The 14984-nt window shown below is 65.0% G+C and carries 15 protein-coding genes; 3 read left to right on the top strand and 12 right to left on the bottom strand.

From position 1 onward, the window contains the following. Positions 1-237 (bottom strand): tetratricopeptide repeat protein (locus GH737_RS07805; protein ID WP_230558695.1); only part of this gene is annotated, 237 nt, incomplete at its 3' end. Positions 238-299: 62 nt separating this feature from the next. Between GH737_RS07805 and GH737_RS07810 the strand changes: the two genes are divergently transcribed. After that, complete coding sequence (locus GH737_RS07810; RefSeq protein WP_155264279.1) at positions 300-758, top strand: MaoC family dehydratase; 459 nt, start codon at positions 300-302, stop codon at positions 756-758. 6 nt (positions 759-764) lie between these two features. Here the strand turns inward: GH737_RS07810 and GH737_RS16080 are convergent, their stop codons facing one another. The 7 genes from GH737_RS16080 to GH737_RS07845 form a co-directional block, all read right to left on the bottom strand. Beyond that, a complete protein-coding gene (locus GH737_RS16080; RefSeq protein WP_420853431.1) occupies positions 765-1277 on the bottom strand; it encodes a hypothetical protein in 513 nt (170 codons plus the stop codon). Positions 1278-1349: 72 nt separating this feature from the next. Continuing rightward, entirely contained in the window at positions 1350-2954 is a 1605-nt protein-coding gene (locus GH737_RS07820) for a M20/M25/M40 family metallo-hydrolase (RefSeq protein ID WP_420853432.1), read from the bottom strand. An 89-nt stretch (positions 2955-3043) separates the two neighbouring features. Further along, on the bottom strand, positions 3044-3964 hold the full coding sequence (locus GH737_RS07825; RefSeq protein ID WP_155264281.1) for a cytochrome c1: 921 nt from the start codon (positions 3962-3964) through the stop codon (positions 3044-3046). A gap of 15 nt (positions 3965-3979) precedes the next feature. Beyond that, entirely contained in the window at positions 3980-5299 is a 1320-nt protein-coding gene (locus GH737_RS07830; protein ID WP_155264282.1) for a cytochrome b, read from the bottom strand. Between the two features lie 4 nt (positions 5300-5303). Then, positions 5304-5897 carry a ubiquinol-cytochrome c reductase iron-sulfur subunit gene (petA, locus tag GH737_RS07835; RefSeq protein ID WP_155264283.1) on the bottom strand — a complete coding sequence of 198 codons (594 nt, stop codon included), beginning with the start codon at positions 5895-5897 and terminating at the stop codon, positions 5304-5306. Positions 5898-6410: 513 nt separating this feature from the next. Next, positions 6411-6698, bottom strand: coding sequence for a hypothetical protein (locus GH737_RS07840; RefSeq protein WP_155264284.1), 288 nt, complete (start codon positions 6696-6698; stop codon positions 6411-6413). A gap of 50 nt (positions 6699-6748) precedes the next feature. Beyond that, the gene (locus GH737_RS07845) at positions 6749-7642 is read right to left on the bottom strand and encodes a TSUP family transporter (protein ID WP_155264285.1); all 894 of its coding nucleotides are present in this window, start codon (positions 7640-7642) and stop codon (positions 6749-6751) included. Positions 7643-7890: 248 nt separating this feature from the next. On the opposite strand from GH737_RS07845, the gene glnA reads away from it, so the two are divergent. Both glnA and GH737_RS07855 read left to right on the top strand, forming a co-directional pair. Beyond that, positions 7891-9303: a type I glutamate--ammonia ligase gene (gene glnA / locus GH737_RS07850; RefSeq protein ID WP_155264286.1), complete on the top strand. Its 1413-nt coding sequence runs from the start codon at positions 7891-7893 to the stop codon at positions 9301-9303. A gap of 195 nt (positions 9304-9498) precedes the next feature. Further along, positions 9499-10395: a PilZ domain-containing protein gene (locus GH737_RS07855; RefSeq protein WP_155264287.1), complete on the top strand. Its 897-nt coding sequence runs from the start codon at positions 9499-9501 to the stop codon at positions 10393-10395. Positions 10396-10404: 9 nt separating this feature from the next. Here the strand turns inward: GH737_RS07855 and GH737_RS07860 are convergent, their stop codons facing one another. The 4 genes from GH737_RS07860 to GH737_RS07875 all read right to left on the bottom strand — a co-directional run. Beyond that, positions 10405-11814 (bottom strand): amino acid permease, encoded by a 1410-nt coding sequence (locus GH737_RS07860; RefSeq protein WP_155264288.1) that lies wholly within the window; start codon positions 11812-11814, stop codon positions 10405-10407. A 367-nt stretch (positions 11815-12181) separates the two neighbouring features. After that, complete coding sequence (locus GH737_RS07865) at positions 12182-12964, bottom strand: SDR family NAD(P)-dependent oxidoreductase (RefSeq protein ID WP_155264289.1); 783 nt, start codon at positions 12962-12964, stop codon at positions 12182-12184. Between the two features lie 55 nt (positions 12965-13019). Next, on the bottom strand, positions 13020-13580 hold the full coding sequence (locus GH737_RS07870; RefSeq protein WP_155264290.1) for a DUF2059 domain-containing protein: 561 nt from the start codon (positions 13578-13580) through the stop codon (positions 13020-13022). Positions 13581-13625: 45 nt separating this feature from the next. Continuing rightward, positions 13626-14984 (bottom strand): translocation/assembly module TamB domain-containing protein (locus tag GH737_RS07875; RefSeq protein WP_196233054.1); only part of this gene is annotated, 1359 nt, incomplete at its 5' end.

Here is a 14984-nt window from a genome sequence, read left to right on the forward strand (position 1 = left end):
CGCCCAGCCGGGCGCGAGCTCGACGGCGCGGCGGAGCAGGTTCTCGGCATCGCGCAGGCGCCCGACCCGCGCCGCGAGCTCGGCCAGCATCCGCACCGCAGCGGCATCGAAGGGATCTTCCTTGAGGTGCGGCTTCAACAGGCGCTCGGCGACGTCGAGCCGGTTCTCGTTGAGCGCGATCGCTGCCTCGATCAGCCGCGGGTGATATCGAGCCGGAAGCGGAGCTTGCGTCGCCACGATCGAAGCCTAGCCGCCTCTCCTACTCGCGCCAAGCGAACTGCGCGGCTATGCGCCTGACCATGATCTATTTCGAGGATTTGGAAGTCGGCGCCGAGACCTATTTCGGCTCCTACGAGGTCACCCGCGATGAAGTGATCGAATTCGCGCGCAAGTACGACCCGCAGCCGTTCCACCTGTCCGACGAGGCGGCCGCGAAGACGCATTTTGGCCGGCTCGCGGCGAGCGGCTGGCACACCGCCGCAATGACCATGGCGGTGATCGCGCGCCATGTCGTGGAGGACGAGCAAGCGGGCCTCGGCTCACCGGGGATCGACGAGCTGCGCTGGACGAAGCCGGTCTATCCCGGCGACACGCTTCACGTGCGGGGTAAAATCCTCGAGAAGACGCCGTCGCGCAGCCGGCCCGAGATCGGCTCGTTCCGGACGCAGACGATCGTCATCAATCAGGACGAGGTGCCGGTGATGCGCTTTATCTCGATCGTCCTGATCCGGCGAAGGCACGGCCCCGAGGGAGCCTAGCGGCCCTCAATCGTCCTTCTTGTCGCGCCGTTTCTGCCGCCGGTCCTCGCGCGTGGTCTGACGCTGCTCGCGGGCCTGCTGGCGCTGGGTAGCGTTGGCCGTGCGCCGCTCGAAGCCGGTCCAATTGGGCCGAACCGTCGTTCGCGTCGTGCTGGACGTCCGAAGCGCCGGAGAACGCGACGACCAGTAGGTCCGCTGCCGCGTCGTCATGACGTGCGGCCGCCGGTACGAGTCGTACACATAGTAGCCGGAACCCGGATAGTAATAATTGTCGTACCAGCCGAAGTACGGGCTGCCGTAGCCGCTGCCGTAATAAGACCCGAAGCCGCCATAATAGCCGGGATAGGTGCCGTAGCCGCCGTACGGGCCATAGCCATAGCCGCCGTATGAGCCGTAGCCGTAGCTCGACCCGACGCCGACCGAGAGTCCGCCGTAAGGACCGTAGCCGAGACCGCCGTAGGCACAGCCGCCGAGCGCCAGCGCGCCTGCGCCGAGCAGAGAAATGTAGGGAATACGCATGGTTACTCCTTCCCGATCGAGTTCGGGGACGGAGCGGAAACGATTCCGGAGAGGCCGCGTTCCTGAGCGCGCCTACTTCGGCTCGGGATAGTCGTAGTGGAACGGATCGCTCGGCAACGGTTGCGTCGGGAGCGGTGGCCGCGGCAGCTCCTTGTCGCTGTTCGCCGCCTCGAGCAGCAGCCCCGCCAGAACCACGGATGCCTGCCTGAGGTCGTCTGCCTTCATATGGTCGAGCGTGTCGATGCTCGAATGGTGGACGCGGCTCTCGTAGTCGAGCGGGTCCTGGATGAATTGGAAGCCGGGGATCGCGACCGCCTGGAACGTCTCGTGGTCGGTCCCGGTGGTCGGCCCAGCGACGACTTCGGTGGCGCCCATTGCGGCGAAGGGCGACAGCCATTCGCGTAGCATCGGCACGGCCGCGGCGTTGCCCTCGGCATAAATGCCGCGCACCTTCCCGGAGCCGTTGTCGATGTTGAAATAGGCCTTCAGCGCCCCGTAGCCCGCGAGCGGCGTCACCGGGTAGCTTCGGATCGTCTCGTCCCACAAGAGGTTGTGCCCGGGGCCATAGGTTGCGGGGCGGCTCGCGAGATGCTGCTGCACGTAATTCGCCGACCCGTAGAGGCCTTGCTCCTCGCCCGACCAAAGCGCGAAGCGGATAGTGCGCTTGGGCCGGACGCCGAGCTGGCGGAGGATCCGCGCCGCCTCCATCACGACCACGCTTCCGGCGCCGTTGTCCGAGGCGCCGTCGCCGGCGACCCAGCTATCGAAGTGTGCTCCCGCCATGACATAGCCGGCCTTCGGATCGGTCCCGGGCAGGTCGGCGATGATGTTGTAGGCCTTGCCGTCGCCGTCGAGGTAGCGGACGTCGCTGTTGATCTCGAGCACCGGGTTCTCGCCCATCTTCGCCATCCGAGTAATTCGGCGATAGTCTTCTGCGGCAAGCTCGACCGCCGGGAGCTTGGGAGCGTCGGCGATCGAATGCTGGTAGCCTTCGCCGAACACCAGCTTGCCATCCCGGCGCGCCTTCCTGGCGATGGCGAGCGCACCTTCCTGGGCGAGGAACTTGTCGAGTTGGCGATAGAAATCGATCCGCTTGAGGAACCCGTTCTCCTCCTCCGGATCGAAGTGCGGCACCTGGAACTTGTCGTCCCTTGCGATTTCTTCCGAGGTCAGTCGGCGGAACGGCGCGGTGGCGGGCTCGCTGCCTTCGCCCGGCAGACTGACGAGCACGATCTTGCCCGAAAGCTTGCCGCGGTAGGCGGCGAAATGCTCGGGCCGGTCCATCGGCGCGACGACGACGGGGGCGCGCAGCGTGCCGTTGGTCGGCGGAGTCCACGCAACCGGGATCGCGGTCAGCTGGATCGGACGCGGTGAGGCAAGGCGGACGCTGGAGCTCACGAGGTCCCAGCCGCGGCCGAAATCGAAGCCTTCGCGGTGGACGTTGGTGAGCCCGTAGCTCGTCAGCTTGGCGATCGCCCAATCCTCGGCCTTGCGCATGTTTGTCGATATGGTGAGGCGCGGCCCGATGCCGTCCATCAGCTCGTGCGCGGTGAGCATCACCTGGCTGCGGTTCATCCCTTCGTCGACGATGCGCGCGCTGTCGGGCGTCGCTGCCGACGCCGCGCTCGCCAGCAGCAATGCGGCCGACGTCAGCAAAAGCGAATTGAATCTGGTCACGTCTTCCCCCATCGCGGCGGACCGGAACGAGAACCGCCGGCGCGCTACTCAGCACGCCGGCGGCGAAATCTCAATCGTTGGGCTGGAGGCTAGCCTGCGACCCCCGCCTTCGCCTTGGCGCGGCGTGACTTCGCCTGGTTCTCCGGATCTAGCGGGCCGGTCGGACGCACGGTCCGCTTCGCCTCGTCCCACAGCTGGTGGTAAGCGAGATAGCCGAGAATCGTGCCGATCAGCAGGAAGATCACGACAGCAAGGCCCGCCGCGCGACGCGTCGTGAGGTTCGGCTCGGCGGTCCACACCAGGAATGCCGAGACGTCCTTCGACATCTGGTCAACCGTCGCCGGCGTGCCATCTGCATAGGTCACCTGCCCGTTGGCGGTCAGCGGCGGCGGCATGGCGATGTTGAGGTTCGCGAAATAGGGGTTGTAGTGCAGCCCTTGCGGCGTCTTTGCGTCGGGGAACTTCTTCAAAAGCTCCGCCGGCTGGTTCTGGTAGCCGGTGAGCAGCGAATGGACATAGGCCGCACCGCCCTCACGCGCCTTGGTGATGAGCGACAAATCGGGCGGAAGCGCATTGTTATTCGCCGCGCGTGCGGCGACCTCGTTCGGGAACGGCGCCGGGAAGGTGTCTGACGGAAGCGCCTTGCGCGTAGCCGCCTCGCCCGTGTCGGGGTTGATCGAGGGGACCTGCGTCTTCCAGTCGGACGCGATCTTCTTGATCTCCGCCTCGCTGTATCCGAGGCCGGCGAGGTCGCGGAACGACACGAGGCTGAGGCTATGGCAGGCCGAGCAGACCTCGGAATAAACCTGGAAGCCGCGCTGCAGCTGCGCCTTGTCGAACTTGCCGAAAGGACCGTCGCTCGCAAGGTGCAGCGGCTCCGGATGCTTGTGGAATTCTTCCGCGGCGAGGGGCGACGGCGGGTTGGTCACCCATTCGGAGATTCCGCTGATCATCGAGATCAGCAGCACGATGGCAAAGACCGCGCCGATGAAGCCGAGAATGAAACGCATGCTTTCCCTGTCCCCTTACTCGGCTGTCGCGGTGGCAGTGCTGCCGCGGCGCGGCTTGCTCCCGATCGGCGCCGCTTCCGCTTCCTCGCCGTGAAGCACGGAATCGGTGATCGAGCGCGGCAGCGGAAGCGGCGTTTCGAAGGCCGAGACGAGCGGCAGGACCACGAGGAAGTGGAGGAAGTAATAAGCCGCGGCAAGCTGGCTGATCACGTTGCGCATCGGCGTCGGCGCGCCGCCGCCGGCCCAGCCGAGGATGATCACGTCGATCACCAGCAGCCAGAAGAAGCGCTTGAACACCGGGCGGTAGGAGCCCGAGCGAACCGGCGACTTGTCGATCCACGGCAGGAAGAACAGCAGCAGGATCGAGAAGAACATCGCCAGCACGCCCCACAGTTTTGCCGGGAGAATGAAGTCGACGGTGAAAGAGCGAAGGATCGCGTAGAACGGCCAGAAATACCATTCGGGCACGATCTCGGCCGGCGTCGCAAGCGCGTTCGCCGGAATGTAATTGTCAGGGTGCCCGAGATAGTCAGGCGCGAAATAGGTGACGATCGCATAAAGCAGCAGCACGCCGCCGGCGAACCAGCCGTCCTTCGCGGTGTAGAAGGGATGGAACGGCAAAGTGTCGCGCTCGTCCTTCACGTCCACGCCGGTCGGATTGCCCGATCCGGGGATGTGCAGCGCCCAGATGTGCAGGATGACGACGGCCGCGATCACGAACGGCAGCAGGTAGTGGAGCGAGAAGAAGCGCCCGAGTGCCGCCTGGTCGGGCGCATAGCCGCCGAGCAGCCACACCCGCAACGGCTCGCCGATGACCGGGAATGCGGAGAAGAACCCGGTGATGACCTGCGCGCCCCAATAGCTCATCTGCCCCCAGGGCAGGACGTAGCCCATGAAAGCCGTCGCCATCATCAGCAGGTAGATGACGAGGCCGAGCATCCACACCAGCTCGCGCGGCGCCTTGTACGATCCGTAAAAGAGCCCGCGGAAGATGTGGATATAGGTGACGATGAAGAAGAAGCTCGCCCCATTCATGTGGGCGTAGCGGAGCAGCCAGCCGGCATTGACGTCGCGCATGATCAGCTGATTGACCGAATTGAACGCACCGTCGACCGAGGCGGTGTAATGCATCGCGAGGACGATTCCGGTGACGATCTGGATGGTCAGGAAAATCCCCGCGAGAACCCCGAAATTCCACCAATAATTGAGGTTGCGCGGCACCGGGTAGCCGCCGCCGATCGCTCCATAGACGACGCGCGGCAGCGGCAGCCGCTCGTCGATCCAGCGCATCAGGGGATGCTTGGGTTCGTAGGGCTTGGCCCAGGAAAAGCTCATTCGTTCACTTCCCCTTTGCGCCGATCATGACCGTGGTCGGCGATGTAAATTCATAGTCCGGAACGAACAGGTTCTTCGGCGCCGGCCCCTGCCGGATGCGCGCGGCGGTGTCGTACTCCGAGCCGTGGCACGGGCAGAAATAGCCGCCGAACGGCCCCTTGTTCTCGCCCTCGCCGATCCCCAGCGGCACACATCCGAGGTGGGTGCAGACGCCAAGCGTGATAAGCCAATTCTGCTTGCCCGGCTTGGTCCGCTGCGCGAGCGTTTCCGGATCGCGCAGCGCGGACATTGGGACCGCGTTCGCTTCCGCGATTTCCTTGGGCGTCAGATTGCGGACGAACACCGGCTGCTTGCGCCAGCTGACCTTGATGCCCTGGCCCGACTGGACCTTCGAGATGTCGACTTCGGTCGTCGCCAGCGCGAGCACGTCGGCCGACGGCGACATCTGGACGAACAGCGGTGCGAGCGCGACGACGCCGCCGACACCCGCGAAGCTGACCGCTGCGACATTCAGGAAGTCGCGGCGGCGGACTCCTTCTTCGCCGTCGATCGGACCTGCGGTCTGCGAAACCTCAGCGGACCCTGCCTTGGTGGCCATCATTCCCCTTTTGTGACGCGATTGACTTCACGTGCCGGGAGGCACGTGAGCAAGGCTCGTTCCGCGCCGGAGCCGGACCGAATGGGCGGCCTGATAGCGAGGGGTTCGGGGTCTGTGAAGGGGCTGAAATCCTCTTTCGCGCTGCCGCGGCGACGGTGCGCGCGCGAGAAACGCGCTTATCTTATGCCGCCTTCACGGCGTTTCGGACGGGCTGGGCTCAAGCCGCGTCCGGCAAGCGCCAGCGGTCTCCGGGTTCGCGCTGCATCGGCGCTCCGCAACCCTTGCAGCGGGTCTCCTGACAAAAGTCATTCAAGTCGATCAATGCACTGGTGCGCGCCGGCGAGTGCCGACCCAGTCGACATAGCAGCCGCATTTTCCCACCCCCGAGCAATGAGGCGCGATTTGCGTCCCACAACATGGTATCCGCCAGCCCGAAAGCGTCCTCAAGCTATCCAAAGTTCAAATGAGCGCGAGATATTAACGCGCCAGACGATCTCTCAATCACCGTTTTCCTCAGTGTGGCTCCAGCACCTCGAGCAGGATCAGACTGAGGATGTGCAACCCCATGATCGCGCCAAGCACATAAGCGAAGGTCTCGCTGGTCCCCACGAACGGCGCCGACAGTGCCACGAGCATCGCAGCGACCACCGTTCCGCGGGCCAGCCACATCAGCGGCGGCGCGGGATTGAGCAGCCAGAACCACAGGATTCCGTCGCGGTAGCGGAAGCGGAAGTCGACATAGCTGAAATGGATGAGCGCCACAGCGACGACGAGGGCGACCGTAATCAGGATGGACTGCATCAGATCGAAACTCGCATGCCGGGCAATCAGGTGCAACCATCGCCGGGCGGTTAGCCGGCAGCGGCGACCTGTTCCGGCGTCAGCGCCTCGGCTCGACGGCCTGCCAAGGCAGCGCGCAACATTAACGCGGCCGCGTAGAGCACGACGACGATCACCAGCCAGCGCAGCAACTCGATCGGCATGCTCTTGACGATTAGCGCGGCGACCAGGACAGCGGGAATTCCGCCTATGCCGAGCCCGACCACGACCCTGAGGTCCATCTGGCCCATCTGGATGTGACGGATGCAGGCGCCGCTCCCCATCGCCGCCGCGCCCGCTGCCATGATCGGAAAGATGAGCTTCGGGTTCATCCCCATCAGGCTCAGTGTCACCAGCGTGGGCGCATAATTGCCGACGCCGAAGTTGAGCAGCACGCCGAAAATGAAATTGGCCGCGATCGCGGCGATCGTCAGCCCGGCCGGCAGACTTGCCGCAGTCCCGCCCGCGGGGAACAGCTGGAGATTGGCCATCGTGTAGGCGAGCGCGGCGAGCAGCAGGGCGACGCCGACGATCAGCTGGACGAGCCAGACACGCGCCCGGGCGACGAGCGGTGCGCCGACCAGCCCGCCCAGAAGCACCGCGAGGGCACAGCCGACCACCAGGACGGGGTCGACGCCGACCCCAAGGAGGATCAGGAAGATGATGCTTTCGGCAAATACCGGCGGAGTGAGACCGACCAGCATCGTCGGCGGGATCAGCCGATCGGGCACCAGCTTGCGAAACTTCATCCACGCGGTGGTCGGCGCGAACGAGCCGATGCCGAGCGTGTCGAAGAAGCTGACAACAGCGCCGAGCAGGACTGCTTCGAGCCGGGGAACCGCGCGCTGCTCGATCGCGGCGCGGAGCAGGACTGCGCCGAAGACGATGGCGGCAAGGAAGATCGGGACCAGCAGCGCAATGACCATCGGGTCGCCTCCCGCCCTCGTGGAGCGCCGATGCTAGCGGATCGGCGGCAACGCACAACCGCGCCGGCCAGCCGTGAAATATTCGCCGACCCCATGACTCGGCGATACGGATCGGGAAACTGAACTCCCAGCTCGAATCGTCGCAACGTCATTCCCGCGAAAGCGGGAACCCAGAGGGGCGTTCGGTGCGAGCTCGGGTTTTTGGCTGGGTCGCCGCTGTCGCGGGGATGACGAAAGAGAGATCGAACATGGCAAACGACGCGGGCACGATCCTGTCGCGGATCAAGGACGATGAGATCGACTGGGTCGACCTCCGCTTCACCGACCCCAAGGGCAAGTGGCAGCACCTCACCATGGCCTCGGCGGTCATCGACGAGGACATGCTGACCGACGGCTTCATGTTCGACGGGAGCTCGATCGCCGGGTGGAAGGCGATCAACGAGTCGGACATGATCCTCAAGCCCGACCTCGACGCCGCCTATGTCGACCCGTTCAGCGCGACCCCGATGCTCGTCCTCTTCTGCAACATTGTCGAGCCTTCGACCGGCGAGCTCTACGGCCGCGATCCGCGCTCGACCGCGACCCGTGCCGAAGCCTATCTCAAGCAGACCGGCGTCGGCGATACCGTTTTCGTCGGCCCCGAAGCGGAATTCTTCATGTTCGACGATGTCCGGTTCGAGGACACGTACAACGCCTCCTGCTTCCGAATCGACGACATCGAGCTGCCGACCAACACGATGCGCGAATATGAGGGCGGCAACCTCGCCCACCGGCCGCGCGCCAAGGGCGGATATTTCCCGGTGGCCCCGGTCGACAGCGCGATGGACATCCGCGGCGAGATGGTCGCGACGACGCTGGAGATGGGGTTGCCGATGGACAAGCACCATCACGAGGTCGCCGCTTCGCAGCACGAGCTCGGCCTGACCTACGGCGGGCTGGTCGAGACCGCCGACCGGATGCAGATCTACAAATATGTCGTGCACATGGTGGCGCACGCCTACGGCAAGACGGCGACCTTCATGCCCAAGCCGATCGCCAGGGACAACGGATCGGGCATGCACACCCACATGTCGATCTGGAAGGGCGGAAAGCCCTTGTTCGCCGGCAACGGCTATGCAGGCCTGAGCGAAACCGCGCTCTATTTCATCGGCGGCGTGATCAAGCACGCCCGGGCGCTCAACGCGTTCACCAACCCGACGACCAACAGCTACAAGCGCCTCGTGCCCGGCTTCGAGGCGCCGGTGCTTCTTGCCTATTCGAGCCGGAACCGCTCCGCCTCGTGCCGAATCCCGTACGGCGCCGGCGAGAAGGCCAAGCGCGTCGAGTTCCGCTTCCCTGACGCACTGGCCAACCCCTATCTCGCATATTCGGCGCTGCTGATGGCGGGTCTCGACGGAATCCAGAACCGGATCCATCCCGGCGATCCGATGGACAAGAACCTCTACGACCTGCCGCCGCAGGAGCTGGTCAACGTGCCGACAGTCTGCGGCTCGCTCCGCGAGGCGCTGGTCAGCCTCTCCAACGACCGCGCCTTCCTGACCCGCGGCGACGTGTTCAGCGACGACCAGATCGACAGCTACATCGACCTCAAATGGGAAGAAGTGATGCGCTGGGAGACCACGCCGAGCCCGGTCGAATTCGACATGTATTATTCGTCATAGACTCCGGTTAAATTTGCGGTAACATCCATCCTTTCCGGACGCCGGTGGAGGGAAACCCTCCCACCTTCCCTTTTCCCTCCATCGGCATCGCTCCTCGCCGACGAGCGGCGGGTGGACAGCCCTTCGGTCACCTGCACGATTCCGTAACCATTACCGTTGGATAATTTCGCCTCGCGATTTGACGGGCGGGGACGGATGAACATCAGGGCGAAGATTTTCGGTGCCGGCAGCACGCAGCGGGAGCCAATCCTCCAGAGCAAGCGGTCCAAGGGCGCCAGGAGCGACTCGCTCGACACCGTGCGCGTAGAACGTGAGGAATGGCGCAGGAGCGACGGCCGCTTCGAAGACCGCCACCGGCTTCTCGATGAAGTCGTGCAGGTCAGCCGCGGCGATGAGCGGCACGAGGTCCAGCTGATCAACCTGTCCGGCGGTGGCGCCATGGTCAGCGGGGAAATCGAGCTCAAGTTGTGGGACAAGGTCGTCCTCGAACTGGGCGAGGAAGGCTCGGTCGAATGCGTCGTTCGCTGGCTCCGCGACGGACGGTTCGGCCTCGAGTTTGCCCACGAAACGCGAATCGACTGCGGCGCGGACCAGCAGGCCGCGATCCTTCGCGAGGTGATCCGGCGCAGCTTCCCCGATGTCGAGTTCGACGCCGACCACCACGTCCAGAGCGAGCATTCCGGCCCCGAATCGCGCCGCGAGCGCCGCCACCCGCTGGTCTGGTCGGGGCTGCTTCACCACGACTATCAGAGCACGCCCGTGCGCATCAGGAACATTTCCGAGACCGGCGCGATGATCGACTGCCCCGCAATGCTCACGAGCGGCTCGGAACCGTTGCTGGAGTTCGGCAATGGCATGTCCCTGTCGACGAAAGTGGCGTGGGTCCTTGGCGACCAGGCGGGATTGCGATTCGATACCCCGTTCGACCTGCACGAGCTCTCCCGCTCACGGCCGCAAGTCGCCGGCGCCGACTGGCAACCCCCGTCCTATCTCGAAGCCGAGGTCAGCAACGGATCGCCATGGGGCGACTATTGGGGGCGCGTGTCGCTCGGCGAGCTTCGCCAGGACCTCGAGGGCTTCCTCAAGCGCTAGATCGCCGGTTCATGCTGCGCGTGCCCGCTCCGCCGCACGGCTGCCGTAAATCGCGTAGAGAACGACGCCGATCACCTGCGCCGTGAGGAAGAAGATCTGCGTCCGGTCAGGCAGGCTGATGAACAGGTAAATGCAGCCGAGAATGCCCGCGGTGCCCACCACCGGCGCCAATGGCGTTCGGAACTTGCGTTCGCGGTCGGGCTCGCGGCGACGAAGCACCAGCATCGCCGCGCATACAGCAACGAAGGCCGCGAGCGTGCCCGCATTTGCGAGCGCCGCGATCGAAGCGAGAGGAATCAGCCCGGCGAAAACCGAAGTGACAACGGCAGTGAAGATCGTGATCCGCACCGGCGTGCCCCGGCCCGAAACGCGGGCCAGACTGCTCGGCAGGAGCCCGTCGCGCGCCACCACGAAAAAGATGCGGCTTTGCCCGTAGAAGAAGGCGAGGATGACCGTCGGAAGCGCGATCACGGCAGCCGCGCCGAGCACGCGCGCGGCCCAGGGTTTGCCAATCTCGCGCAGGATCAGCGCCAGCGGCTCGGCGCTCTCCGCGAAGCCGGTGTAGACCACCGCTCCGATCGCGGTCGCGGCCACTGCCATGTAGATGACCACGCAGATCACCATCGACCCGACGATTCCGATGGCAAGGTCGCGGCCCGGGTTCTTGGTTTCTTCGGCCGCGGTCGCGATGGCGTCGAAGCCGTAGAAGGCGAAGAAGATGATTGCCGCCGCAGCCATCACCCCGACCTCGCTTCCGGAGGCTCCGCTGCGCGGAAAGCCGAACGGCATGAACGGTTCGAAGTGCGCGGGATCGAAGACGGGCAAGGTGACCGCGATGAACAGAGCGAGCGCCGCCATCTTCACAAGGACGAGGATGGCATTGACGGTTGCGCTCTCGCGCGTGCCGGCGATCAACAGCCCTGCAATCACCCAGATGATGAAAATCGCGGGCAGATTGAGGACCCCGCCGAGTTCCGGCCCCTGAATCAAGGCGCCCGGCAGTCCGAGACCGACCGACTGGAGGAACCCCGCGGCATAGCCCGACCAGCCGACCGCCACGGCGCTGACGACCAGCGTATATTCGAGGATCAGCGCGACGCCGATCATCCACGCGATCAGCTCGCCGAACACGACATAGGAATAAGTGTAGGCCGAGCCCGAGGCGGGAATCATCGTCGCCACCTCGGCATAAGCGAGCGCGGCGCAGGCGCAGATCGCGCCGGCAATCGCGAAGGACAGGATGACTGCGGGGCCCGCCTTCCCCGCTCCGACGCCGATCAGCGTCAGGATGCCGGTGCCGACGATGGCGCCGACGCCGAGCGCGACGAGGTGCGGCCAGCCGAGCGACTGGCGCAGCCGGTGCTCCTCGGGCATGTCCTCGCGAGCGACCACCGCCTTGCGGACGTTCCAGTTCTTCATGGCGCCGAGCCCTCCCCTTGCCACCGTGAGTAGCGGAGCAATAAGCGCTCGCGCAATCGGTTCGACGACCGTCCGAAAGTTGCCAAAGTTGACAGTGCCATGTGCGCCCGTCCGCGCTCGAATCTTCGCGAATGTTCGCAGTAACGAGACGCGAAACCCAGCAAAGGCGACGACGCTACGCAAGCGCGCATGCGGCCGAAGGACCCACTCGAGATCAGCTCGTAGACATGAAGCCGGCTCATCGCCGAGCTTATGTGCTCGAACATGCGGTGTAGGACAGCAAAAATCGCTTATGGCAGCTTTCGACGCAAAGCAGTCATTGGAAGTCGAACTTGAATTGCATGTTCCGCTGAAGCCATCCCTCGTTTCAAAAGACCGAGTAGCCCCCATCGACCGGCAAAACGATGCCCGTCACGAAACTGGCTGCCGGACTTGCCAGAAAAACGGCCGCGCCGGCGCATTCGTCAGCCTCGCCCCATCGTCCTGCCGGGGTGCGTGTCATTAGCAGGCTGTTGAATTCCGCCCAGTCCGGGTCGTCGCGCGCGACTGCGGTCAGCTCCGTCGCGATCCACCCGGGCGCGATGGCGTTGACCTGGATTCCGTGAGGCGCAAGCTCGACCGCCATTGCCTTGGTCAACTGGACGATCGCGCCCTTGACCGCGCCATAAGAGGGCAGAGCCGCGGCGCCGAAAATCGAATACATGCTAGCAAGGTTGATGATCTTCCCGCGCCTGCGCTTCGCCATCGAAGTCGCGGCGACCTTCGACAGGAGAAAGGTGGAATCGAGATGTGTGGCGATCGCATTGTCCCATCCCGCTTCGCTTTGATTCAGCACGCCCCCGCTGATGTCCGCGTTGCCGGCATTGTTGACGAGAATGTCGACCGGCCCGAGCTCGGCCTCCACTTTGGCAAAGGCCGGAGCAAGCGCGTCGCGCTCCGTCACATCGAGGGCAACGGCCATGGCTCGCGACCCGGCCTTCTCGAGCTCGGCGACGACTGCGTGATTGCGCTCCGCATTACGCGACAGGATGGCCACGGACGCCCCCGCGCTCGCCAGCCCGAGCGCTATCGATCGCCCAATTCCGCGATTGCCTCCAGTGACGATGGCGACTTGTCCGGCAAGACTGAACGACGGTTTGGCAAAGCTCATGTCGCAACTCCTCATCCAGGGAGGGCTGGCCGTCCATTGCAGACGTCAGCGTCGCTTAGTCCGCAACCCTGCGCCAACCCACGGCTAGTCCGCCTTGATTGGGGATCTCCATCCCAACGCCCTTCGCCCCGACCTTGCCATTTGCAATCCAGGTCACATCGTAGAAGCCGCCGCCGCCATGCTTTTCGATATCGAGATCATACTCGTCCGAAAATTCGCCCGTTTCGAGGAAATAGCGCACATGATATCGCCCGGCGAACGCGCCGGAGGCGGGGCCGCCGCTCGCTGTCCCATGGCCGCTGTAGGCGTTGCCGTAGTTCCATCGCGCATCCAACGTGCCGGGCACCTTTCCCCTCGTGTAAAGGACAAACCCGATGTTGAAGGGCTGGCCCGTTTTCGCCGCAGCGGCGGCCGTTGGACTTGTCTGAGCCAGTGCGGCGCCGGAGCCAGACAGCAACGCTGCCGATGCAATCGCAAAGATAAACGATCTGGGCATGTCGCTCTCCCCCTTGTTGCGAAGGCGGACGATACGACCGGGCGCAAGGCGACGCCAGCGGGGGTGAGCGGACCACATGCTAATGTCCGCTTTCCACCCCTTGCCGACATCAAGGGCCACGCCCGCACGATCGTCAGCCCGGCTCAAGGCCGGGATGACGAAGGATCAATAATCCTTGCTGACGCGCACGCTCGCGCTCGTGCGGCCGATGGTTGAAAGCGTCGACAGGATCGAGAGCCAGCGGGTCATCTGATATTCGATGTTGGTCGCTGAATAGCCCTGGCCGTCGGTCACCACCTCGACGAACAATTTGCGGCGGATGTACTTGCCGGCGGCGATCGCGGTCTTCTGGCCGGTGGCGACGTCGGCGGGGACTATCCGCAGCCGGTCGAGGCCGACCGCCTTGCGCAGGGCGTTGATCGGATCGAGGTTGCCGGAGCCCGATTGCATCGCCGCCACCGCCGAGGCGAGCTGGAGCGCTTCGGGCGCCGAGAGGTTAGTGATCGAGGTACCGAACAGAATTCGCGACAGGAGCTCGTCCTGCGGCAGGGGCGGCGAGCTGGCGAAGATGATCTCGGGCTTGAGGCCGGTTCCCTGGACGATCACGCTGGCGTCAATGCCCTGCACCGCGGCCTCGGCATGGATGTCGAGCAACGGGTTGGGCGGGCTCTCCCCCTGGAAGCGGATCACGCCGCGGTCGAGGCGGAAGATGCGCCCCGCGAAATCGTAATTGCCCTGCACCAGGTCGGCGCGGCCGGTGAAGCGCGGCGAATCGGCGAAGCCGCCGATCTGCAGGTTGGTCGTCCAGCGGCTGCTGATGCCGAGGCCGCTTACGGCAAGATCGCTCCCATGGAGCTTGAGGTCGAGCTTCCAGTGGTGGACGGCCTCGGGCTCGATGATGTCCTCGACGTCGAGGCCGGTTTCATGGACGTCGAGCTGGGGAACGGCGGCCGCTGCGCTCGCCCGGCCGAGTTGAAAGCGACCCTTGTCGAGCTTGAGGTCGCCCGAAATCAGTCCTCCGTTGGCGTCGGAGTGCAGCTTGAGCGGCCCGGTCACCCTCGCCGCGACATCGTCGCGGTTGAGCAGCAGCGCCTGTTTCGCGTTGAACGCCAGGTCGAGGAGCGCATTGCCCTCCGCGAAGGTCACCGACCCACTGCCGCTCAGGGACCCGCCGCCGCTGGTCTGGCCGGAGATCCGGCTGAAGATGAGCTGCGCTCCGGAGAAGCGCGCGTCAGCGGCGATCTGGTCGATCACCATGCCCGTGACCTGGCTTTCGAGCCGCGCCTTCTGAGTCCGCAGCGACCCGCGGATCACAGGATCGGCGAGCCGTCCGCCGATGTCCGCCCCGACGGCGAGGGGCCCCGACATATCGATGACCTCGCTGCCGGTCAGGCGCCACAAAGTATCGGCTGGCCCCGAATAGCGCAGTTGCGCGAACAGCGGCGCGTTCATCAGCTCGGCGACGAGCGGCCCGCCCCCCATCGGCGCGAAGCGCGCCTGCGCGCGGCCGACGACCGCGCCGTC

Source organism: Sphingomonas segetis (genome assembly GCF_009720245.1).
Taxonomy (GTDB): domain Bacteria; phylum Pseudomonadota; class Alphaproteobacteria; order Sphingomonadales; family Sphingomonadaceae; genus Sphingomicrobium; species Sphingomicrobium segetis.